This is a genomic window from Micromonospora sp. NPDC005237, from assembly GCF_040607775.1.
GTDB lineage: Bacteria > Actinomycetota > Actinomycetes > Mycobacteriales > Micromonosporaceae > Micromonospora.
Window position 1 is genome coordinate 324,569 of sequence record NZ_JBEXHJ010000008.1, and the last position, 19,896, is coordinate 344,464.

At 73.1% G+C, this 19,896-nt stretch carries 27 protein-coding genes; 14 read left to right on the plus strand and 13 right to left on the minus strand.

Annotation, left to right across the window (positions count from 1 at the left end; all coding sequences use genetic code 11):
- Positions 1-5 precede the first annotated feature (5 nt).
- Together ABZT87_RS23405 and ABZT87_RS23410 are read right to left on the minus strand one after the other, a co-directional pair.
- Complete coding sequence (locus tag ABZT87_RS23405) at positions 6-515, minus strand: GNAT family N-acetyltransferase (RefSeq protein ID WP_355138069.1); 510 nt, start codon at positions 513-515, stop codon at positions 6-8.
- A complete protein-coding gene (locus ABZT87_RS23410) occupies positions 512-733 on the minus strand; it encodes a biotin/lipoyl-binding carrier protein (RefSeq protein ID WP_007464729.1) in 222 nt (73 codons plus the stop codon). The genes ABZT87_RS23405 and ABZT87_RS23410 overlap by 4 nt, the downstream gene beginning before the upstream one ends.
- A gap of 166 nt (positions 734-899) precedes the next feature.
- Between ABZT87_RS23410 and ABZT87_RS23415 the strand changes: the two genes are divergently transcribed.
- Positions 900-1,031, plus strand: a complete 132-nt coding sequence (locus tag ABZT87_RS23415) for a hypothetical protein (protein ID WP_255787660.1) — start codon at positions 900-902, stop codon at positions 1,029-1,031.
- A gap of 124 nt (positions 1,032-1,155) precedes the next feature.
- Here ABZT87_RS23415 and rsrA read toward each other — a convergent pair whose 3' ends face one another.
- The 5 genes from rsrA to ABZT87_RS23440 form a co-directional block, all read right to left on the minus strand.
- A complete protein-coding gene (gene rsrA, locus ABZT87_RS23420; RefSeq protein ID WP_007464731.1) occupies positions 1,156-1,443 on the minus strand; it encodes a mycothiol system anti-sigma-R factor in 288 nt (95 codons plus the stop codon).
- A 1-nt stretch (position 1,444) separates the two neighbouring features.
- The gene (locus ABZT87_RS23425; RefSeq protein ID WP_354861333.1) at positions 1,445-2,272 is read right to left on the minus strand and encodes a sigma-70 family RNA polymerase sigma factor; all 828 of its coding nucleotides are present in this window, start codon (positions 2,270-2,272) and stop codon (positions 1,445-1,447) included.
- A 216-nt stretch (positions 2,273-2,488) separates the two neighbouring features.
- Positions 2,489-3,106 carry an alpha/beta family hydrolase gene (locus ABZT87_RS23430; RefSeq protein WP_354861334.1) on the minus strand — a complete coding sequence of 206 codons (618 nt, stop codon included), beginning with the start codon at positions 3,104-3,106 and terminating at the stop codon, positions 2,489-2,491.
- A gap of 52 nt (positions 3,107-3,158) precedes the next feature.
- Complete coding sequence (locus tag ABZT87_RS23435) at positions 3,159-3,551, minus strand: WhiB family transcriptional regulator (RefSeq protein ID WP_007464737.1); 393 nt, start codon at positions 3,549-3,551, stop codon at positions 3,159-3,161.
- Between the two features lie 197 nt (positions 3,552-3,748).
- Positions 3,749-4,459, minus strand: coding sequence for an SOS response-associated peptidase (locus tag ABZT87_RS23440; protein WP_355138071.1), 711 nt, complete (start codon positions 4,457-4,459; stop codon positions 3,749-3,751).
- A gap of 102 nt (positions 4,460-4,561) precedes the next feature.
- Between ABZT87_RS23440 and aroA the strand changes: the two genes are divergently transcribed.
- From aroA to ABZT87_RS23460, 4 genes are all read left to right on the plus strand, one after another.
- Positions 4,562-5,863: a 3-phosphoshikimate 1-carboxyvinyltransferase gene (gene aroA, locus ABZT87_RS23445; protein ID WP_355063673.1), complete on the plus strand. Its 1,302-nt coding sequence runs from the start codon at positions 4,562-4,564 to the stop codon at positions 5,861-5,863.
- 121 nt (positions 5,864-5,984) lie between these two features.
- Positions 5,985-6,995, plus strand: coding sequence for a ribosome small subunit-dependent GTPase A (gene rsgA, locus ABZT87_RS23450; protein ID WP_355138073.1), 1,011 nt, complete (start codon positions 5,985-5,987; stop codon positions 6,993-6,995).
- A 28-nt stretch (positions 6,996-7,023) separates the two neighbouring features.
- Positions 7,024-7,842: a histidinol-phosphatase gene (gene hisN, locus ABZT87_RS23455; RefSeq protein WP_355138075.1), complete on the plus strand. Its 819-nt coding sequence runs from the start codon at positions 7,024-7,026 to the stop codon at positions 7,840-7,842.
- Positions 7,843-7,868: 26 nt separating this feature from the next.
- Positions 7,869-8,756: a hypothetical protein gene (locus ABZT87_RS23460; protein ID WP_355138077.1), complete on the plus strand. Its 888-nt coding sequence runs from the start codon at positions 7,869-7,871 to the stop codon at positions 8,754-8,756.
- A gap of 46 nt (positions 8,757-8,802) precedes the next feature.
- Here ABZT87_RS23460 and ABZT87_RS23465 read toward each other — a convergent pair whose 3' ends face one another.
- Positions 8,803-10,002: a glycosyltransferase gene (locus ABZT87_RS23465; RefSeq protein WP_354861345.1), complete on the minus strand. Its 1,200-nt coding sequence runs from the start codon at positions 10,000-10,002 to the stop codon at positions 8,803-8,805.
- 229 nt (positions 10,003-10,231) lie between these two features.
- Here ABZT87_RS23465 and ABZT87_RS23470 point away from each other — a divergent pair, with 229 nt between their 5' ends.
- The 3 genes from ABZT87_RS23470 (at position 10,232) to ABZT87_RS23480 (ending at position 12,694) form a co-directional block, all read left to right on the plus strand.
- Positions 10,232-11,227 (plus strand): SDR family oxidoreductase, encoded by a 996-nt coding sequence (locus ABZT87_RS23470; RefSeq protein ID WP_355138079.1) that lies wholly within the window; start codon positions 10,232-10,234, stop codon positions 11,225-11,227.
- Complete coding sequence (locus tag ABZT87_RS23475) at positions 11,227-12,033, plus strand: ATP-binding protein (protein WP_355138081.1); 807 nt, start codon at positions 11,227-11,229, stop codon at positions 12,031-12,033. Before ABZT87_RS23470 ends, ABZT87_RS23475 begins: the two co-directional genes overlap by 1 nt.
- An 88-nt stretch (positions 12,034-12,121) precedes the next feature.
- A complete protein-coding gene (locus ABZT87_RS23480) occupies positions 12,122-12,694 on the plus strand; it encodes a DUF5709 domain-containing protein (RefSeq protein ID WP_354861350.1) in 573 nt (190 codons plus the stop codon).
- 4 nt (positions 12,695-12,698) lie between these two features.
- Here the strand turns inward: ABZT87_RS23480 and ABZT87_RS23485 are convergent, their stop codons facing one another.
- Positions 12,699-13,346: a response regulator transcription factor gene (locus tag ABZT87_RS23485; RefSeq protein WP_355138235.1), complete on the minus strand. Its 648-nt coding sequence runs from the start codon at positions 13,344-13,346 to the stop codon at positions 12,699-12,701.
- 14 nt (positions 13,347-13,360) lie between these two features.
- The gene (locus tag ABZT87_RS23490; RefSeq protein ID WP_355138083.1) at positions 13,361-14,482 is read right to left on the minus strand and encodes a DUF5931 domain-containing protein; all 1,122 of its coding nucleotides are present in this window, start codon (positions 14,480-14,482) and stop codon (positions 13,361-13,363) included.
- 118 nt (positions 14,483-14,600) lie between these two features.
- Between ABZT87_RS23490 and ABZT87_RS23495 the strand changes: the two genes are divergently transcribed.
- Complete coding sequence (locus ABZT87_RS23495; RefSeq protein WP_355138085.1) at positions 14,601-15,056, plus strand: ATP-binding protein; 456 nt, start codon at positions 14,601-14,603, stop codon at positions 15,054-15,056.
- Between the two features lie 24 nt (positions 15,057-15,080).
- Here the strand turns inward: ABZT87_RS23495 and ABZT87_RS23500 are convergent, their stop codons facing one another.
- The gene (locus tag ABZT87_RS23500; RefSeq protein WP_355138087.1) at positions 15,081-16,019 is read right to left on the minus strand and encodes a ribose-phosphate pyrophosphokinase; all 939 of its coding nucleotides are present in this window, start codon (positions 16,017-16,019) and stop codon (positions 15,081-15,083) included.
- Between the two features lie 77 nt (positions 16,020-16,096).
- Between ABZT87_RS23500 and ABZT87_RS23505 the strand changes: the two genes are divergently transcribed.
- The 3 genes from ABZT87_RS23505 (at position 16,097) to ABZT87_RS23515 (ending at position 17,154) form a co-directional block, all read left to right on the plus strand.
- The gene (locus ABZT87_RS23505; protein ID WP_355063682.1) at positions 16,097-16,228 is read left to right on the plus strand and encodes a hypothetical protein; all 132 of its coding nucleotides are present in this window, start codon (positions 16,097-16,099) and stop codon (positions 16,226-16,228) included.
- Positions 16,210-16,632, plus strand: a complete 423-nt coding sequence (locus ABZT87_RS23510; protein ID WP_355138089.1) for a DUF3592 domain-containing protein — start codon at positions 16,210-16,212, stop codon at positions 16,630-16,632. Before ABZT87_RS23505 ends, ABZT87_RS23510 begins: the two co-directional genes overlap by 19 nt.
- 72 nt (positions 16,633-16,704) lie before the next feature.
- Positions 16,705-17,154: a YbaB/EbfC family nucleoid-associated protein gene (locus ABZT87_RS23515; protein WP_355138091.1), complete on the plus strand. Its 450-nt coding sequence runs from the start codon at positions 16,705-16,707 to the stop codon at positions 17,152-17,154.
- A 21-nt stretch (positions 17,155-17,175) separates the two neighbouring features.
- Here the strand turns inward: ABZT87_RS23515 and ABZT87_RS23520 are convergent, their stop codons facing one another.
- Complete coding sequence (locus ABZT87_RS23520) at positions 17,176-17,625, minus strand: hypothetical protein (protein WP_355138093.1); 450 nt, start codon at positions 17,623-17,625, stop codon at positions 17,176-17,178.
- 104 nt (positions 17,626-17,729) lie between these two features.
- On the opposite strand from ABZT87_RS23520, the gene ABZT87_RS23525 reads away from it, so the two are divergent.
- Positions 17,730-18,023 carry a hypothetical protein gene (locus ABZT87_RS23525; protein WP_354861363.1) on the plus strand — a complete coding sequence of 98 codons (294 nt, stop codon included), beginning with the start codon at positions 17,730-17,732 and terminating at the stop codon, positions 18,021-18,023.
- Positions 18,024-18,040: 17 nt separating this feature from the next.
- Positions 18,041-18,937: a hypothetical protein gene (locus ABZT87_RS23530; protein ID WP_355138095.1), complete on the plus strand. Its 897-nt coding sequence runs from the start codon at positions 18,041-18,043 to the stop codon at positions 18,935-18,937.
- A 36-nt stretch (positions 18,938-18,973) separates the two neighbouring features.
- On the opposite strand, the gene ABZT87_RS23535 is transcribed toward ABZT87_RS23530, so the two are convergent.
- Positions 18,974-19,807, minus strand: a complete 834-nt coding sequence (locus tag ABZT87_RS23535) for a phosphoribosylaminoimidazolesuccinocarboxamide synthase (RefSeq protein WP_355138097.1) — start codon at positions 19,805-19,807, stop codon at positions 18,974-18,976.
- Between the last annotated feature and the right edge of the window lie 89 nt (positions 19,808-19,896).

Below are 19,896 nucleotides of genomic sequence, written 5' to 3' on the forward strand. Positions count from 1 at the left end.
CGGCCTCAGGTGCGGGGCAGCTCCAGCCGCAGGCCCAGCAGGGCCACGCCCTCCACCGGCGACCAGTCCTTCTCCGGCATGCGGACGAACCCGAGGCGCTCGTAGAGCCGGTGGGCCGAAACGGCCATCCCCGCGCGGACGCAGATCACGACCGCCGTACAGCCCAGCTCGGCCGCCCGGTCGACGCACGCCTGGGCCAGCGCCGCGCCCACACCCCGACCCTGGGCGGCCGGGTCGACCGCCAGCATGCGGAACTCCGCCTCGCCCGGCCCGGACAGCTCGGCGAACGGAGTGCCCGGCAGCACGAAGGTGACCGAGCCGAGCACCGCGCCGGTCGCCTCGTCCACCGCGACCAGCACCTCGCCGCTGGCGGCCCGGGTCGAGACGTCGGCCAGCACCGCCCCGTACCCGTGCTCGCCCTTGAGCTGACCGTCCGCCTCGTACGCGGCCACTGTCAGCCGGGCGACCGCCGGGAAGTCGGCGCTGTCGGCGAGCCGGACCAGCAGCCCGCTCAACCGATCACCGCGATCAGGTCGCCGTCCTGCACGACGTCGCCCTCGTGCACGGCGAGCTGCTGGACCACGCCATCGGCCTCGGCGACGACCGGGATCTCCATCTTCATCGACTCGAGGATCACCAGAGTGTCGCCCTCGGACACGGTGTCGCCCGCCGACGCGACGACCTTCCAGACGTTCGCCACCATCTCGGCGCGGATCTCCTCGGCCATGTCCACGGCCCTCCCTTTTTCGCGATGTGCCTGCCGACGTATCCAATCACGCGAGGGTGGGACGCGGGAGCGGAGCGGTGCGGCCCGCCGGCCGGGGCGGCCCCGGGGGAAGGCACCGGGTGCCGAGCGCACTACCATCAGCGGGTCGGACCCGACGCCGGGCGGCCGGTGGGTGCACCGGCGCGAGGCCGCGCGCAGCACGGATCCGACCCATCACGAGGAGGTCAGCATGGCGAAGAAGTCCCGCAAGAAGAAGGCCCGCAAGAAGAGCGCCGCCAACCACGGCAAGCGTCCCAACTCCTGAACGCGCCGACGGGCGATGCGCCCGTCACCGGTCAGTCCGACCCGGCGCAGGCCGGGTACGCCGGTGGCCCGGGTCGAAGATCGACCCGGGCCACCGGTGTTTCGCCGTTTCGGTACGCCGACGCTCAGTCGGCCAGCTCACGGGAATCGCTGGTCTCGAAGACCACCAGCTCGGTGAGCTTGACCCGCAGCCGCTCGCGCAGCTGATCGGGTGCGGTCTCGTTGCCGCAGCAACGGGCGACCAGTGCCCGCACCTCCTGTTCGAGCCCGTACTCGCGCAGGCACGGCCCGCACTCGTCGAGGTGGTGCCGGATCAGCGAGCGCCGCTCGTCGGCGCACTCGAGATCCAGGTAGAGGTAGACCTCCGCGAGCACCTCGCGGCAGTCCGTCTCGTGCGGCTTTCCACAGCTCACGTCACACCTCCCGGCCGGCAGCGGCAGCGGCAGAGCCCTTCGCGGACCGGGCGGGGCTGAAGCCCCGCTCCGCGGCGTACTGCTCGAGCAGCTTGCGCAGATTACGACGGCCGCGGTGCAGACGCGACATCACGGTGCCGATCGGCGTGCCCATGATGTCGGCGACCTCCTTGTAGGAGAAGCCCTCCACGTCGGTCAGGTAGACGGCCAGGCGGAACTCCTCCGGCAACTGCTGGAGGGCCTCCTTCACGTCGCTGTCCGGCAGCCGGTCCAGAGCCTCGGTCTCGGCCGAGCGCAGCCCGCTGGAGGTGTGCGACTCGGCCTCGGCGAGCTGCCAGTCGGTGATCTCCTCCGTGGGCGCCTGGATCGGTTGGCGCTGCCGCTTGCGGTAGGAGTTGATGTAGGTGTTGGTCAGGATCCGGTAGAGCCAGGCCTTCAGGTTCGTGCCCTGCTCGAACTGGTGGAAGGCCGCGTACGCCTTCAGGTAGGTCTCCTGGACCAGGTCTTCGGCATCCGCCGGGTTGCGCGTCATGCGCAGCCCAGCAGCGTAGAGCTGATCGACGAATGGCATCGCGTCCCGCTCGAACCGGGCCCTGCGCTCGTCCGTCTTCTCGGTGGTCAACCGCACATCCCCTCGCGTCGGATGCTTTCCCGCCGAGGATACGCGCACGGACCTGCCCACAGATTCACTTCCGGCTGGTGTGCCCGTGCTCACCGCACCCACCCCGCCCGGTCCCGCTGTCACGGGCCAGTCCGGACCATCCAGCAGCCGCTGTAGCTGCCGGGCGTCCCGCTCGTCCCGTTCCAGGCTTCGTGTCTCGGTCGGCACCGGTCACCCCCCTCGCAGAAAAGTCGTCCGGGGTTAGTAACGCGAGATGACCGGTGGGGCATTCCGCCCGGCTCTCCCGTTCCTGGTCCCGGCCCCGGTGGCACCGGCGCTGGGACCAGGAAGGGCCTGGGAGGACTGGCGCCGTCCGTCCGAATCGGGCCGGCGGCACCAACGGATGCAACGACCCGCGCCCGGCGGCGGAAACGGTCGGGCGGTTCAGTCGGCCGTCCAGCGGTGCCGGCGCAGCCAGTCCCGCACCACGTCCGCGGTGCCGGCCGGATCCCGCCGTAGGTCGTGCGTCTCACCCGGCCGGGTCACGACCTGCACGCCCGGCCCCGACGCCGGCACCCCGAACGGGTCCCGGTCGCCGTTGACCACCAGCGTCGGCAGGCCGGTGGCCAGTTCGGCGGCCCGGGAGCGTTCCGGCCGGCCGGGCGGGTGCAGCGGGAAGGCCAGCGCGACGACGCCGGCGGCACCCACCGCGCGGGCCGTCCGGCAGGCCACCCGCGCGCCGCTGGAACGACCTCCGACCAGCAACGTGGGCACCTCGTCGTGGCGAGCGCGCAGCGCGGCGAGCACTGCCGTCCACGCCTCGTCGAGGTGCCCGGCGGGGGCCGGCGCGCGACGGCCGGCGACCCGGTAGGGCTGGGTCACCCGGATCACCGTCAGGCCGGCCGCGACCGCCGTGTCCCGTACCGCGAGCAGGTCGGGCGCGTCCACGCTGCCGCCCGCCCCGTGCCCGAGCACCAGCAGGGCGGTCGCCGACCGGGCCGGCAGGTCGGTGTCGATCCGCGCCGGACCGCGGGGCGTGTTGATCTCTTCGCTGGGCAGCACCGACCCATTCTGCGCCGCCCTCGCCGATCACCGGGATGGTTCGCCCCGGCGGTCAGCTCAGCGGCACCAGGGTGAGCAGGCGGTCGCGTACCGGAGGGCCGGCGTCGTCGGCCGCGTCCGGATCGGGCTCGACCTCGCCGCGCCAGGCGACCAGCATCGCCCGCCGTTCGCGGGGTGTGGTCGCGCCCCACACGCCGTGGCAGTCGCCGACCTCCAGCGCCCACGCCAGGCAGGAACCCTGCACGTCACAACTGCGGCACAGCGCGACGGCGGCGTCCGCCGGTTCGTTCGGCGCCGGAAAGAACGTCTCCGGATCGACGCTCTGGCACGTCCCTCTGGTGCGCCACGCGTCGTCCTGTCGGCGTTCTCGCAAGGCCCGCAGCAGCCGCGGATCTCTCCGTGCCGCAGCCACCTCGTGCGGACGGGGCATACGCGCCCGTGTCATTCCACCCACCTCCCCCGTGGGACCGGCAAGATCGGTGGATGTCGTCCGCCCCGTGCGAATCGACAGCCACTACCGGCGCTGTGTTGTATCGCACTTCCGGACACCGGGACAAGGGGCTACGGAGAACATGGCTGAACGGCCAGGCGACGAATCGAGCAGAACCCTGGCAAATCGGTGCCCGACGATGCCTGTCATCTTCAGAACAGGGTCAGCTCCGATGGGGCCGGCAGCGGCGGAACGGACACTCGGGCGGTCAACTCCGGGCCGTCGTTGCGGACGTCACCCACCGCCGGCCCGACCGGGCGGATCTCCAACCCGGCCAGCCGATTGGGCGACGCGGGCGCGAGCAGGCGTTCGGGCTCGTCGCACGGCCCCAGCCAGGACGACCACTGATCGGGCGGCAGCAGCACCGGCATCCGGTCGTGCACCTCGGCCAGCTCGCCGAGCGCCGCGGTGGTCAGCACGCTGAAGGTGAGCCGACTCTCGGCGCCGGACTCCCAGACCGACCAGATGCCGGCCAGGGCGAGCACCGAGCCGTCGGCCGGGGTCATGAAGTACGCCTGCCGGCCGCCGTCGGGCTGGCGGACCCACTCGTACCAGCCGTCGGCCGGGACCAGGCAGCGGCGGCGGGTGAACGCGCCGGCGTACGCCCGACTGGTGGCCACCGTCTCGGCCCGCGCGTTGATCATGCGGGCCGCGCCGGCGGCGGAACGGGACCAGTGCGGCAGAAACCCCCAGCGGGCGACACAGAGGCTGCGATGCCCTTCCGGGGTGAGCCGGACCAGCGGCACGCGATCGGTGGGCGCGACGTTGTGATCCGGCCGGATTGCGCCGTCGGTGTCGTCGGACGACTCGAACAGCGCGCTCAACTCGCCGGAGCCACGGGTCGTCGCGTACCTGCCGCACATGGGCTCACGCTAACCCGCCGGGGGCCCGGCCTGCTGTCCCGCCAACCGGGAGTACGACCGCCGGTCGGCGTCACTCACCGGCCGACACGGCAGAATGTAACCGTGGGGAATCTGACCGCGACCCGGCCGCCGCAGCCGTGGAGCGCACCGACCGCGTCCGACCCGGTGTCGGCGACACTGCGCCTGCCCGGCTCCAAGTCGATGACCGCCCGCGCCCTGGTGCTCAGCGCCGTGGCCGCCGGGCCGTCGACCCTGGCCGAGCCGCTGCGCGCCCGTGACACCGAGCTGATGGCCGCCGGCCTGCGCGCGATGGGCACCTACGTGTCGATCAACGACGACGAGCGTTGGCTGGTCCGGCCGCACCCGCTGGTCGGCCCCGCCCACGTGGACGTGGGGCTGGCCGGCACCGTGATGCGGTTCCTGCCGCCGGTGGCGGGGCTGACCGACGGGCAGGTCACCTTCGACGGCGACCCGCACGCCCGCACCCGCCCGCTCGGCCCGCTGGTCGACGCGCTGCGCTCGCTGGGCGTCCGGATCGACGCCACCGGGACGGGCAGCCTCCCGCTGACCGTGCTCGGCACCGGTGGGGTCACCGGCGGCGAGGTGGTGATCGACGCGTCCGCGTCCAGCCAGCTGGTCTCCGGTCTGCTGCTGGCCGCCCCGCGCTTCGACCGGGGCCTCGTGGTGCGCCACGTCGGTGCGCCGGTGCCCTCCGCGCCGCACCTGCGGATGACCGTGCAGATGTTGCGGGCCGCCGGCGCCGCCGTCGACGACACCACCCCCGACGTCTGGACCGTCGAGCCCGGCCCGCTCACCGGGCGTGGCTGGGAGATCGAGCCGGACCTCTCCGGCGCGGTGCCGTTCTTCGCCGCCGCCCTGGTCACCGGTGGTGAGGTGACCCTGCAGGGTTGGCCGCACAGCAGCGCCCAGCCGGTCGAGCAACTCCGCTCGCTGCTGCAGCGGATGGGCGGCGAGGTCACCCTCTCCACCAACGGGCTGACCGTGCGCGGCACCGGGGTGGTGCACGGCCTGACCGCCGATCTGTCCGACGTCAGCGAGCTGACCCCCGCGCTGACCGCGCTGGCCATGCTTGCCGACTCGCCGTCGGTCTTCACCGGTGTCGGGCACATCCGCGGCCACGAGACCGACCGGCTGGCCGCGCTGGCGCGGGAGTTCGCCGCCCTCGGGGCGGACATCACCGAGACACCGGACGGGCTGGAGATCCGGCCTCGCCCGCTGCGCGGCGGGATGTTCCGCACCTACCACGACCACCGGATGGCCCACGCCGCCGCGGTGGCCGGGCTCGCCGTTCCGGGCATCGAGGTGGACGACGTGGGGTGTACCTCCAAGACCATGCCCGAGTTCCCGGCACTATGGTCAGCGATGGTGACCGGCAAGAACTGACGCGAGAAGGGGACAGGTCCTGGCGACCAAACGGCGGGAGTACGACGAGGACGACGTACGCGTCCGACCCGGAAAGTCGTCGCGCCCGCGTACGCGCACCCGCCCGCAGCACGCCGACGCGGTGGACGGCTTCGTCATCGCCGTCGACCGGGGGCGCTACCAGTGCGTGCTGGCCGGGGCCGAACGCGGCGTGGTGGGGGCCGAGCTGCCCACGGTGACCGCGATGCGGGCCCGGGAGCTGGGCCGCAAGTCGGTGGTCGTGGGTGACCGCGTCAGCCTGGTCGGCGACACCTCCGGCGCGGAGGGTGCTCTCGCCCGGATCGTCCGGATCGCCGAACGCCGCTCGGTGCTGCGCCGCACCGCCGACGACGACGAGACCACCGCCGAGGGTCGGCTGGAACGGGTGGTGGTGGCGAACGCCGACCAGTTGGTGATCGTCAGCGCGTTGGCCGACCCGCCGCCGCGCACCGGGTTCATCGACCGCTGCCTGGTGGCCGCGTACGACGCGGACGTCGAGCCGCTGCTCTGCCTCACGAAGGCCGACCTGGCCGGGCCGGAGGAGGTGCTGGGCTACTACACCGAGCTGGAGCTGCCGTACGTGCTCAACCGCCCCGACTCCGACCTCGCCGCGCTCCGTGCGCTGCTGAGCGGCAAGGTGTCGGTACTGGTCGGGCACTCCGGGGTGGGCAAGTCGACGCTTGTCAACCGCCTCGTCCCGGAGGCGCTGCGCGCGGTCGGCGTGGTCAGCGCGATCGGCCGGGGGCGGCACACCTCGACCAGCGCCGTGGCGCTGCGACTGCCACCGGTGCCGGGCGTCGACACCGACCCGGGCTGGATCATCGACACCCCCGGTATCCGCAGCTTCGGGTTGGCGCACGTCTCCGCCGACAGCCTGCTGCACGGCTTCCCGGACCTGGTCGAGGGCACCGTCGACTGCCCGCCCAACTGTCAGCACACCGCCGACGAGACCGACTGCGCGCTGGACGCCTGGGTGGCCGCCGGCAAGGCCGACCCGCGCCGGCTGGCGTCGTACCGCCGGTTGCTCGCCTCGCGGGCCGGCGAGGGCGACGCGCGCGGCGACAGCGACCAGCGCGGGCCCGGCGAGGGTGACCGGCGCGGGCCCGACGAGTGACCCGCGAGGCGTCGGCTAGGTTGCCGGCATGACCGGGTACGCCGACGACCTCGCCCTCGCCCACCTGCTCGCCGACCGGGCCGACGCCATCGCCATGACCCGGTTCCGGGCGCTCGACCTGCGGGTGGAGACGAAGCCCGACCTGACCCCGGTCTCCGACGCGGACACGGCCGTGGAACGGGAGATCCGCGCGCTGCTGGCCGAGCACCGGCCCGCCGACGGGCTGCTCGGCGAGGAGTACGGCGCCGAGCCGGCCACCGATCCGAACGGCCGGCGGTGGATCGTCGACCCGATCGACGGCACCAAGAACTTCGTCCGTGGCGTGCCGATCTGGGCCAGCCTGATCGCGCTGTACGACGGCGACCGACCGGCCGTCGGCGTGGTGTCGGCCCCGGCGTTGGATCGACGCTGGTGGGCGAGCGCCGGCGCGGGCGCGTACGCCGGGCGGGGCCCGGCCGCGGGCGACCGGATCGGGGTCTCGGCGGTGCGCCGGGTCGCCGACGCGAGCGTCTGCTACTCGTCGCTGACCGGGTGGGAGGACGCCGGGCGACTCGACGCGATGCTCGACCTGCTGCGGGCCAGTTGGCGCAGCCGGGCGTACGGCGACTTCTACGGCTACATGCTGTTGGCCGAGGGCGCACTGGACGTGATGGCCGAGCCGGAGTTGTCGCTGTGGGACGTGGCGGCGCTGGTGCCGATCATCACGGAGGCGGGTGGGACGGTCACGGATCTGAGCGGTCGACCGTCCCCGACCGGCGAGCCGGGCACCGAGAGCAGCGTGGTGGCCACCAACGGTGTGCTGCACGCCGACATCCTCGCCCGGCTGGATCGACCAGCCGAGCGCTGACCCCCGGCAACCTCTATCCTCGCCAGGTGGTCTCCTCCGGCTGGTGCTTCCTCGCGGCGATGATCGTCGCGTACGGCTTCGCCAACCTGCTCCAGTCGGTGGCCGCGGCGCGCACCACCGTCCACCACACCTTCGATCCGGGTCTGCTGCTGCGACTGGCCGGGCACCGGACGTATCTGGTGGGGCTGGGCTGCCAGATCGGCGGGTTCGTGCTCGCCTTCCTGGCCCGGCGGGACCTGCCCCTGTTCCTGGTGCAGGCGAGCGTGGCGGCCGGGCTCGGGGTGACCGCCATCATCGGCGTGCTGGTGCTGAAGTGGCGGATGCCGGTGGCGGAGGTGGCCCTGCTGGCGCTGCTCTTCGCCGGGATCACCGCGCTGGTGCTGGCCGCGCGGCCGGCGCCGTCGAAGCAGCTCGGCACCGCCGGCTCGGTGGCCCTGCTGGTGGCGCTCGGGGTCATCGCGGTGCTCGGTTTCTTCGCCGTCCGACTGCACGGGGCGCCCGGGTCGGTGGCCCTGGGCTCGCTGGCCGGGCTGGCGTTCTCCTCGGCGGCCGTCGCGGCCCGGCCGCTGGCCTCCGCGCCGTCGGCCGAGGCGTTCCTCGCCAACCCGCTGTTCTACCTGCTGATCGCCCACTCGATCGTCGGCCAACTGCTGCTCGGCCTGGCCATGCAGCGCGGTTCGACGACCGCTGCGGTCGCCGCCATGGACGCCGCCGGAGCGGTGCCGGCGGCGATCGTCGGCCTGCTGCTGCTCAACGACAAGATCTGGCCGGGTCGGGAGTGGCTGGCCGCCACCGGTTTCCTGGTCACCCTGACCGCCGTGATCGGCCTGACCCGCTACGCGCAGCCGCAGCAGCACCGGTCGGTGGCGCACCGCCACGACCGGGCCATGGTCGGCGCCGGCCGGCCCGTCTGACCGAAAACCCACGCCGCACCGAAGGGAGCGGCGTGGGTTTCTCGGCTCAGGCTTCGACGGGCTTGCGGCGGCTCACCACCCGCTCGTAGAGGCGTTCCAGCGCCCCGGCGGTCCGCTCCCACGTGTAGCTGCTGCGGACCCGGTCCACGGCGGCGTGACCGTAGGCGAACCGACCGGCGTTGTCGGCGAGCAGCCGGCGCAGGGAGACCCCGAGCGTCCGCACGTCGCCGGGGGGCACCAGACGGCCGGTGACCTCGTCGACCACCGCGTCCGCCAGGCCGCCCATCGCGTAACCGACCACCGGCACCCCGCAGGCCATGGCCTCCAGGGAGACACGTCCCGCCGAGGAGTAGTGCGGCGTGCAGGCCACCACGTCGGCCGACCGGTACCAGGTGGCCATCTGGTCGTGCGGCACCGCCCCGACCAGGCGCACCTGCTCGGCCACCCCGGCCCGTTCGGCCAGCTCGCGGAGGCGACGCGCCTCCGCGTGGTTGGCCAGCTGGCCGGCCGGTGGGCCACCGGCGATCACCAGTTCGGCGTCGCCGACCAGCCGCATCGCCCGGATCAGGTCGTCCTGGCCGTGCCCCGGGGACAGTCCGCCGACGGAGAGGATCCGGGCCCGCTGTTCGCGCGGGGCCGCCTCGCCGTCGGGGTGGAACTGCGCGGTGTCCACCCCGGCCGGCACCATCGCCACGGAGGTACGTTGCAGACCCATCCGGGTCAGCTCGTCCACCTCGTCGTTGCACTGGGCGACGGCGATGTCCACCGCCCGGGTCAGCGCCCGCTCCAGCGGGATCCGCTCCCCCGGGCCGTCGTACTCGCCGCCCAGGTGGCGCAGCTGCTCCACACCGAGCGAATGAAAGGTCTGCACGACCGGGATGTCGGTCTCCCGGACGGCGTGCGCGGCGGCCAGGCCACCGATCCAGTAGTGCCCGTGCACCACCTCGGGGCGCCAGGCGCCGCCCCACTCGTCGGTCAGCCAGCGCCCGAACTCGGTGACGTGCGGGATCAGACCGGCGGTGGGCAGGGCGGTCGCCGGGCCGACAGGCACCCGGTGCACCCGGTAGCCGCCGACGTCCACAGTCGCCGGCAGGTCCGGGTCGTCCCGGCGCTCGTAGATGCGGACATCGTGGCCTCTGCCAGCCAGCTCGGCGGCGACCCGCGCGATGTGTTGTTGGGTGCCGACCGGCGGGCCGTCGGCGTGCCGGTACGAGCTGGTGTGCGCGCAGACGAGGCCGACGCGCATGGGTCACCTCCCTGCGATCTTTTCCTCGGCGGTCCCGGTCAGAGCGTCCCATTAACCTCGGAGCCCCGAGCCGAAACCTGGCAGATCGGGAACAGTCACCGCGAGTGCCGCCGACACTTGCGCCACGGCAACCACATGAGTCCCGATTCGACGGCGTATCGGACGGATCGCCGATGATCGTCGGGCGGCTGCTGGTATGACCGGGGCCGCCCGGGGGTACCGCTGGAGAATGCCGCTGACCCGCACCCTCGACGATTCGACCGTGGTGATCACCGGCGCGTCCAGCGGGATCGGCACCGCCACCGCGTACGCGCTGGCTCGCCGGGGCGCCGCCGTGGTGCTCGCCGCCCGCAGCGAGCCCGCGCTGCGACAGGTCGCGCAGCGCTGCCGGGAGCTGGGCGGCCGGGCGGTGGCCGTCCCGACCGACGTGACCGACCTGGAGTCGGTGCAGCGGCTGGCCGACCGCGCGGTGGGCGAATTCGGCCGCATCGACGCCTGGGTGAACAACGCCGCGGTGAGCGCGGTGGGCCTGTTCGACGAGATCCCCGTCGCCGAGTTCCGGCGCGTGCTGGAGGTCAACCTGCTGGGCACGGTGCACGGCATCAAGGCCGCGTTGCCGTACCTCGGCGCGGCCGGCGGCGGCGTGCTGGTCAACAACGCGTCGGTGCTGGCCGAGGTGGCGATGCCGTACCAGTCGGCGTACAACGCCGCCAAGCACGGCATCCGCGGGCTGACCGACACCGTCCGGCAGGAGCTACGGGTCACCGGTCGGGGGCAGATCTCCGTCTGCACCGTGCTGCCGGCCACCATCGACACCCCCTTCTTCCGGCACGCGGCCAACCACAGCGGTCGCGAGCTGGTGCCACCCCCGCCGATCTACCCGCCGGAGGTGGTCGCCGAGACGATCGTGCGGTTGCTGCGCCGGCCGCGTCGCGAGGCGTACGCCGGTGGCGCCGCGCGGCTGCTCGGCCTGCAGTGGCGGTTGGCGCCGGCGCTGGTCGAGCGCACTCTCGGCTGGTACGTCCACCGCACCCAGTTCGGTCCGGGTGCGCGGCTGGACAGCACCGGAAACGTGTTCCACGCCGACGGGCAGGCCAGCCGCGGTGGTGGCTGGCACGGTCGGCGGCGTCAGCTGGTGCGGATGACCGCCGCGTTCGGTCTCGCCGCGGCCGGCACCGCCGTCGGCACGATGGCCATCAACCGCCGCTCCCGGTCGGATCACTGATGGCTGGGGTCGATCGACCGGACGCGCCGTTCGTCCGCGGGCCACGCCCCGAGGCGACCATCCCGGTGGAGGAGCGCTGTCGGGTGGAGGTCGACGAGTCGTCCCCGGTCATCCGGTTGAGCGGGGTGCTCGACACCGCCGAGGCCGGCCGGGTCCACGACGCGTTGCTCGCACGGCTCAGCGACCGGCCCGGCCCGGTGGTCGCCGACGTGACCGGGCTGCGGGTCACCGACCCGGCCGGACGGAGCGTCTTCGCCGAGGTCCTCCGGGAGGTCGCCGACTGGCCGGCCGCGGACCTGCTGCTGTGCGACCCGGCGGTCTCCGGACCTGGTCGCCCCGACGCCGTCCTGGCGGGTGTGCCGGCCTGGCCCACCCTCGACGCCGCGCTGGCCGCGGTCGCCGCGGCGCCGCTGGCGGCGGTGCTGACCGCCGATCTGCCGCCGACCGCGGAGTCCGCCCGGCAGGCCCGCGAGCTGGTCGCCACCGGTTGTGCGCGCTGGGGCATGCCGGCCCTGACCGAGCCGGCGCAGATCGCGGTCACCGAGATGGTCAACAACGTGGTCACGCACGCCCGAACCCCGATGAACGTCCGGTTGGCGCCGCAGGACCACACCCTGCGCCTGGCGGTTCGGGACCACTCGTCGCGCCGGCCCACGTTCGCCGGTCTGTCCCCGCCGAACCGGGTGGGTGGCCGGGGTCTGCTGCTGATCGACACCGTGGCCCGCCGGTGGGGCACCAGCATGGTGCCGGACGGCAAGGTCGTCTGGTGCGTGCTGCACCCGGACGACGAGGCGGCGCACGGCTGACGGGCTTCCCGCACCCGGTGTCCGGTTCGCCGCCGCATGACCGACGGTGCTCCGGTTACGGCGGGAGGGCAGCGGGTAGTGATCAGACATGCGCGACAACGAGTACCCGACCCCCGTGTCCGACACCGAGGCGGAGGGGCTGCCCGACACCGCCGATGACGACTCGAGCGCCAACGACGACGTGCTCACCGGGCGCGAGGCGGACGGCCCGGAGCCGGCCCAGCTGCCCGGCGACCGGACGCCGGTGGCGGTGGACCGCTTCGGGACGACCGCCGAGGAGCAACTGGACGGGGAGTCGTTGGACTACAAGCTCGACCGAGAGGTCTACGAGCGCCCGGTGGACGACCCCCTGGCCGGCCCGGTCGACCCGAAGATCGCCTTCGAGGCGGAGAACGAGGCCGCCGCGGCGGAGGCCCAGCTGGACGCCGACGTGATGGACCCGGGGCCCACCTCGGATCCCAACTCGCCGGTCTCCCTCTACGACCACGGCCAGCTCGGCACGGTCGCCGACGCCACCGTGGGCCGGCTCGTGGAACCGGACGAGGGGGCGCACACCGACCAGGAGACCGACTCCGTGGCGTACGACGCCGGTTCGGCGGGTGGCGGGGCGACCGCGGAGGAGCTGGCCATCCACGAGACCGAGCCGCCGCGCTCGGTCTGAGCGATCAGTCGTCCAGGCCACGCTCGATCGCGTAACGGGTCAACTCGACCCGGTTGTGCAGCTGCAGCTTGCCCAGCGTGTTCTGCACGTGGTTCTGCACGGTGCGGTGGGACAGGCCGAGCCGCTGCGCGATCTGCTTGTACGACATTCCCTTGGCCACCAGGCGCAGCACCTCCGTCTCCCGGTCGGTGAGGCGGGGCATTCCCGGCTCCGCGTCCCCGCTCGTGCCCTGTCCCGGCCCGGCGGCCATCCGCCGGTACTCCCCCAGCACCAACCCCGCCAGGCCGGGCGTGAAGACCGGGTCACCGGCGGCGGTGCGGCGGACCGCGTCGAGGAACGCGGCGGGCGCCGTCGACTTCACCAGGTAGCCGGTGGCGCCCGCCTTGACCGCGTCGAGCACGCTCTGCTCCTCGCCGCTGGCGCTGAGCATCAGCACCCGGACCTCGGGCAGCGCGGCGCGCAGCCCGACGACCACCTCGACCCCGGAGATGTCCGGTAGTTGCAGGTCGAGGACCACCACGTCGGGTCGCGCGGCAGCGGCGACCCGGATCGCCTGCCGCCCCTCGCCGCTGGTCGCCACCACCAGGAAGCCAGCCTCGGCCAGATCGCGGGCCACGCCCTCACGCCACATCGGATGGTCGTCGACCACCATCACCCGCACCGCCGTCACCGCTGCACCCTCGGCACGATCAGCTCGATCTCGGTGCCCGCCTCGGGGGTCGACATGATCCGGACCGTACCCCCGAGGTCGGTCACCCGACCGCGGATCGACTGGGCCACGCCGAGCCGCCCCTGCGCGGCGGCCTCGACCAGTCTGCCGTCCGGGATGCCCGGCCCCTCGTCGCGGATCGACACGGTCACGGTCTCCCCCTCATCCTCGATCAACACCCAGGCCCGCCCGCCGGCGTGGCGGCCCACGTTGTCCAGGGCCGCGCCGGCCGCCGCCGCCAACTCGCCGGCCACCTGCCGGGGCAGGGTCACCGGCGTGGCGGGGGCCGAGAGCGACACCGCCGCCGAGGCGTACCGGCCGAGCAGGCTCCGCAGGTCCACGGCTTCCGCCCCGGCGGCGGCTGGTGTGGTGCCCGCGATCAGTGCCCGCAGGGCGGCCTCCTGCTCGCCGGCGAGCCGGGCCAGTTCGCCGGCCTCGCCGGGCAGGTGCGCGCCGCGCCGCTGCACCAGCGCCAGCACCTGGAGCACCGAGTCGTGGATGTCGCGTGCCAGTCGTTCCCGCTCCCGGGTGGCCGCCTCCAGCTCCACCGCGTGTTGCAGGCGTTCCTCGGCGGCCGCGGCGAGCCGGGCGACATGGCCGACCACCACCCCGGCGAGCAGCAGCAGGATCACCCCGGTGAAGGAGGACTGGCTGATCCGTTCCTGCGTTGCCACGTCCGCGCCGGCGACCAGCAGCGCGGCCACCGTGCCCCGCCGCCGGCCGCCGGAGACGGCCCAGGCCAGCACCGGGCCGGCCATCCAGGCAACCCCCAGGGTGGGTACGCCGTGGGCAAGCGCCTCCCGTCCGATCACCCAGGGGGTGGACAGCACGATCGCGACCACCACCCCGAGGTCGGCCAGCAGCAGCGGCCAACGGCGCCAGGCGGACCGGGCGTACCCGACGGCGGTCGCCCCGGTCCAGAGGATCATCGCCAGGATCAGGGCGCCGACGGCGAACGGGTGGTCGTACCGGTCGGCGTCGCGCACGGCGAGCGCGCAGACATACCCGAGGGAGGCCACCCGGAACACCGTGAGCGCCCGCCAGAGCGGCACCTCGAAACCACCCGGCGGCGACGGCATGGCGGTCAGGATGCCACAGCCGGGCCGACGGCGCGGGGTCACGGAGTGCGCCTCACGTAACCCTGACGTACGGTTGAAAAGCCGCGAAATACTCCGAGATCCGCTGTCGGGACGGGCCATGACGAATGCAGATCCGCACGCACCGCGTACGGTTGTGCCCATCGAACCCTCCCTCCTGATCGCCGAGGCCTTCGAGCAGGCCCAGGTGACCGAGATTCGACACTCGGTCACCTCTTGCGCGCACGCCTCCGGCCTCGACGGCCAACGGCTGGACGACTTCGTGCTGGCGGTCAACGAGTTGATCACCAACGCGGTGCGGCACGGCGGTGGGCGCGGGTGGCTGCGGCTCTGGCGGGAGCCCGGCGCGCTGTTCTGCGAGGTGGCGGACCACGGGCAGGGGATCACCCCGCAGTGGCTGGGCGACCGGAGCCGTCCCGCCCCGGACACCGCCGGCGGGTGGGGTCTCTGGCTGGCCCGGGAGCTGACCGACGCCATGGAGATCGCCACCAGCGCCGCCGGGACCACCGTCCGCATCACCGCCACCCTCGCCGCCACCGACCGCACCCAGCGCTGAGACCGGGCCGGGGCGCGGGCGGGCTCAGCCGAAGAGGGCCGAGACCGATTCCCCGTTGTGGATCCGGCGCATGGCCTCGGCCAGGGCGGGAGCCACCGAGAGGACCTGGAGTTTCCCGACCCGCTTCTCGGCCGGGATGGGGACCGTGTTGGTGCAGACGATCTCCAACACGCCGTCCTGCTCGCTGAGCCGCCGCAGCGCGTCGCCGGAGAACAGGCCGTGCGTGCAGGCCAGCCGGATCGAGCGCACCTTCAGGCCGCGCAGGTGCTCCATCAGCTCGACCACCGTGCTGCCCTTGGCGATCTCGTCGTCCAGCACGATGACGTCCCGATCGGCGACCTCGCCGATCACCGCGCTGATCTTGACCAGGTCGTCGCTGAACCGCTGCTTCGCACCGGCCGCCACCGGCGTGCCGAGCTGCCGGGCGAAGGCGGCGGCCTCCTTGGCGTTGCCCAGGTCGGGCGAGACCACCACGGTGTTGCTGAGGTCGTAGCGCCGGAAGTGGGTGGCCAACTCGCGCAGCGCGTGCAGATGATCCACCGGGACGCTGAAGAAGCCGTGCACCTGAGGCGAGTGCAGGGTCATCGCGAGCACCCGGTCCGCCCCCGCCGAGGTGAGCAGGTCGGCGACGAGCCGGGCGCCGATCGAGATCCGCGGCGCGTCCTTCTTGTCCGAGCGGGCGTACGCGTAGTGCGGCAGCACCACAGTGATCCGGCCGGCGGACGCGCCCCGCGCCGCGTCGATCATCAGCAACAGCTCGACGAGGTTCTCCTGCACCGGGGGCACCAGCGGCTGGATCAGGAAGACGTCCCGCTCCCGGCAGTTGGCCTGCAACTGCACTTCCAGGCAGTCGTTGGCGAACCGGGAGACGCGCACCGGATGCAGCGGCACCCCCAGGTGGGCGCAGATCTCGGCAGCCAGGTCGGGATGGGCGGTTCCACTGAAAACGGCGATGTCGCGCACGTTCGCACATCGTAGGCGAAGCGGAGGCCAACGTGACGGCGGTCGCTCCGCGCCGCCGGTTTGGGTACGGTGCTGCCGTGACCCCCGAGTACGTCGCCGCCATCGACCAGGGCACCACCTCCTCGCGGTGCATCGTCTTCGACTCCACCGACGCGGCCGGGCTCGCTGCGCGATCCGAGAGGATGACGAGATGCCGTACCTGGTCCTGACGATCATGGCGAGCCTCGGTCTGGCCGGCATGGCGTACGCGGTCGTCCGTTTCTGGCGGGACCTCGGCCTGCTGCGGCGGGGCGTCCGGGTGCCGGGCGAGGTGGTGGAGCTCCGTCCGGTCACCTTCGGCCACGGCCCGCGCACCTACTACCCCGTCGTTCGGTACCAGACCGTCGACCGTTCCGTGGTCACCGCGACGCCGGGGCGTTGGCGGCAGACCCCGCTGTCGACGGCGCCCGGGCCGGTCACCGTGGTGCACGAGCCCTCCCGTCCGACCCGGATCCTGGTCGAGTCGCCGGCTCTGGGGGGAACGTCTTCAGTGGTCGTGCCGTTCGTCTCGCTGTTCGGCGTGAGCGCGACCGTGCTGGCCGTCGGCATCGTGGTCTTCTCGGTCCTGAGCTGATCCGCCCTCCACAGTGGTTGGCTGCGGTGGGTACCGTCGGCCGCGCAGGCAGACGACAGCGGGAGGGGCACGATGACCGGGCCGATCGGCACCACACCAACTCCGGACGTGATGGCGCAGCTGGCGGCGCGGATGCGGGAGCAGTTGGGCCGCGGCGAGGAGCTGCGCGGCCGGTTGACCGGCCTGACCGGTCACGCGGAGAGCGAGAACGGGTTGGTGCGGGTCACCTGCACCGCCGAGGATCCCGCCCAGGAGCTGCACATCGATCCGCGGGCGCTGCGGATGCCCGCAGCCGAGCTGGCGGAGCTGATCTCCGGCCTCCTTCGGGCGGCACGGGCCGACCTCCAGCGGGCCACCGCCGAGGTGATGCGCGAGTTCGGTGGTCCGGCCGGGCCCGCGGCGGTCCTGCACGACCCGGCGGCGGCGCAGGCCAAGCTGGCGCAGCTCAACGACATGGTCAGCGGGCCGATCCGGGAGAGCACGGAGATGTTGGAACGCCTGCGGCGTCAACTGGGGGTCTGACCCGAGCCGGCCCGGAGCGGGTCAGCGGCCCTGCCGCGCCCGCTTCGCGGCCGCCCGCACGAACACGACGGCGAGCGCCACCATCACCGCCAACAGGACCGAGCCCACCATCAGCGGGGCGATGAGCCAACTCATCAGGTTGACGGTGGCCCGCTCGCCGTTGGCCCAGCCGTCGACCTGCTCCCCCGCGCGCGGGGAGCCGCCGCCCACCGGGCCGGTGACCACCCGGCCGTCGGACATGCTCCAGGTGCCGCGGCACCGCTCGGTCGCCTTCGGACCGCCGAGGTCGCACGACTCGACCTGGATGCTCACCCGCTCGGCGCCGATCAGATTGCGGCCGAGGCCGACGGGCAACACCAGGAGGACCAGGACCATGAGGATCGGCACCAGGACCCGCTGCCAGCGCGGCCGGCGGGCCATCCGGGTCACGTAGTCATCGGGGGGCGTCGACGCGGACCGTCCGGATGCCATGGGTCGCAGGCTACCAGCGACGGGCATCCCCGCCCATCCATGATCCTGTTAGGCTGTCCGCGCTCCGGCACCATGAACATCGATCACGTACACGGGGAGAGTCGATGATCGAGGTTGATCCGCCGGCGATCCGTGCGCTCGGCGACACGATCGAACGTCAGGTCGGGCCGCCCCTGGACGCCTGCGCCGAGCTGCTGACGTCCGCCCGCGCCATCGAACACAGCAACTTCACCTCGGTGGTGCCGCAACTCGCGGTCGCCTACGTCGGCGCCGTCGAGTTCGTCGAGGAGCAACTGCGCACCAAGCGCGAGCACCTCACCGAGGTCCGGTCCCGGTTGGTCCGCACCGCGGACAACTGGGAGGCCGCGGAGACCGCCAGCACCATCGTCCCCCGCTGAAGACGCCGGAGACCGACATGGCAGACCCGACCTACCCCGCGGCAGCCGCGAAGATCGCGCTGGTGGAGATCAGCCTGGCCGCCGCGGTCATCCCCGCCGCCTGGCCCATCGCCCAGATCGTCTACTTCAACCAGTGCGACCCAGAGACGATCATGCGCAAGGGCGGCGACTGGCTCGCCATGTACGACCAACTCGGCACCGCCCACGACAACCTCGACGACGCCGTCGCGACCCTGACGTCGGCCCAGTGGAGCGGTCAGGACCGCGACGCGTTCGGGGTGCACATCAACGCCTACGGCGCGCAGGTCGTCGGCACCCAGGTGCTGGCGATCACCGTGGGCGTCACCATGCTCTGCGTCGGCGCCGCCCTGCTCTGCCTCGTCGTGGCGTACGCGGTGGTGTCCACCATCCTGGCGGTCTTCGCCACCTTCATCGCGGCGGCCTCGGCGACCGTCGTCGGAGCGCCCGCCGCGGCGTCCGCCGAGGCGACGGCGACCTCGTTCGCCGCCTCGGCGCTCAGCTTCCTGAAGGGGATCGAGGCGATGGCCGAGGCGATCGCCACCGGCGGAGCGGCGGCCATCGCGGGCGCCGCCTCGTTCGACGTCGGCACCCAGCTCGGCACCGGCGACACCGAGGTGCTCAAGGATCTGGTCCAGGCCACCGTCGACGGGCTCGACAACGTGGCCGCCGGGTTCCTGTCGAAGTGGGAGCGCGACTTCGTCGGCTACGGCATCCACAGCGGCGCCCGGCACGCCGTGGGTTCCCCGACCGGGCCGGGCTACCTCATCTACGGCGGTGGGACCCAGGTCGCGCCGGCCGGTTCGGACGGCGACGGGGACACCGTCTGGGGCACCTCGGGCGTCGTGGACAACCTGTGGGCGCGGCTGTTCGGGGGCGACGCCTGGAACCACTGAGCGAGCCGGGACGACACCCGTCCCCCGACGCCGCGTTCACTCCCAGCGGTTGCCGGTGAGCTTCTCGTAGACCTCGACGTAGCGGGCGCGGGTCGCCTCGACGACCTCGGCGGGCACGTCCGGCGCCGGAGGCAGCTTGTTCCAACCACTGCCCGTGGCCCAGTCCCGCACGTACTGCTTGTCGTAGGAGAACTGCACCCGGCCCGGCTGGTACGACTCGGCCGGCCAGAACCGCGACGAGTCGGAGGTGAGCAGCTCGTCGGCGAGCACCAGGGTGCCGTCCGGCGCCCAGCCCAGCTCGATCTTGGTGTCGGCGACCAGGATGCCCCGGTCGGCGGCCAGCTCGGCGCCACGCCGGTAGACGTCGATGGTGATCTGTCGCAGCCGCTCGGCGGTCGCCTCGCCCACCTTGTCCACCACGTCGGTGTACGTGATCGGCTCGTCGTGCTCGCCGGCCGGCGCCTTGCTCGACGGCGTGAAGATCGGCTCGGGCAGGATCGACGCCTCGCCGAGCCCGCGCGGCAGCGGTACGCCGGAGACCGCGCCGGTGCCCTCGTACTCCCGCAGGCCGCCGCCGGTGAGGTAACCCCGGGCGACGCACTCGACCGGGACCATGTCCAGCCGCTGGCAGCGGATGGCCCGCCCGGCGAACTCGGCGGGCACGTCGGTGGCCGAGATGACGTGGTTCGGCACCAGGTCGGCGAGCTGCTCGAACCACCACAGCGAGAGGGCGGTGAGCAGTCGACCCTTGTCCGGGATCGGTGTCGGGAGGGCCACGTCGTAGATCGAGATGCGGTCCGAGGCGACCAGGATCAGGTCGTCGCCGTCGGCGTACACGTCCCGGACCTTGCCCGAGTGCAGAAGTTCCACGCGCCCTAGTACACCACGCGGCGACGCCGGGCCCGTTCCGGCACCCACACCGCCCTCGGGCTGCCGGGTGACCGGACGGACGTTGACAC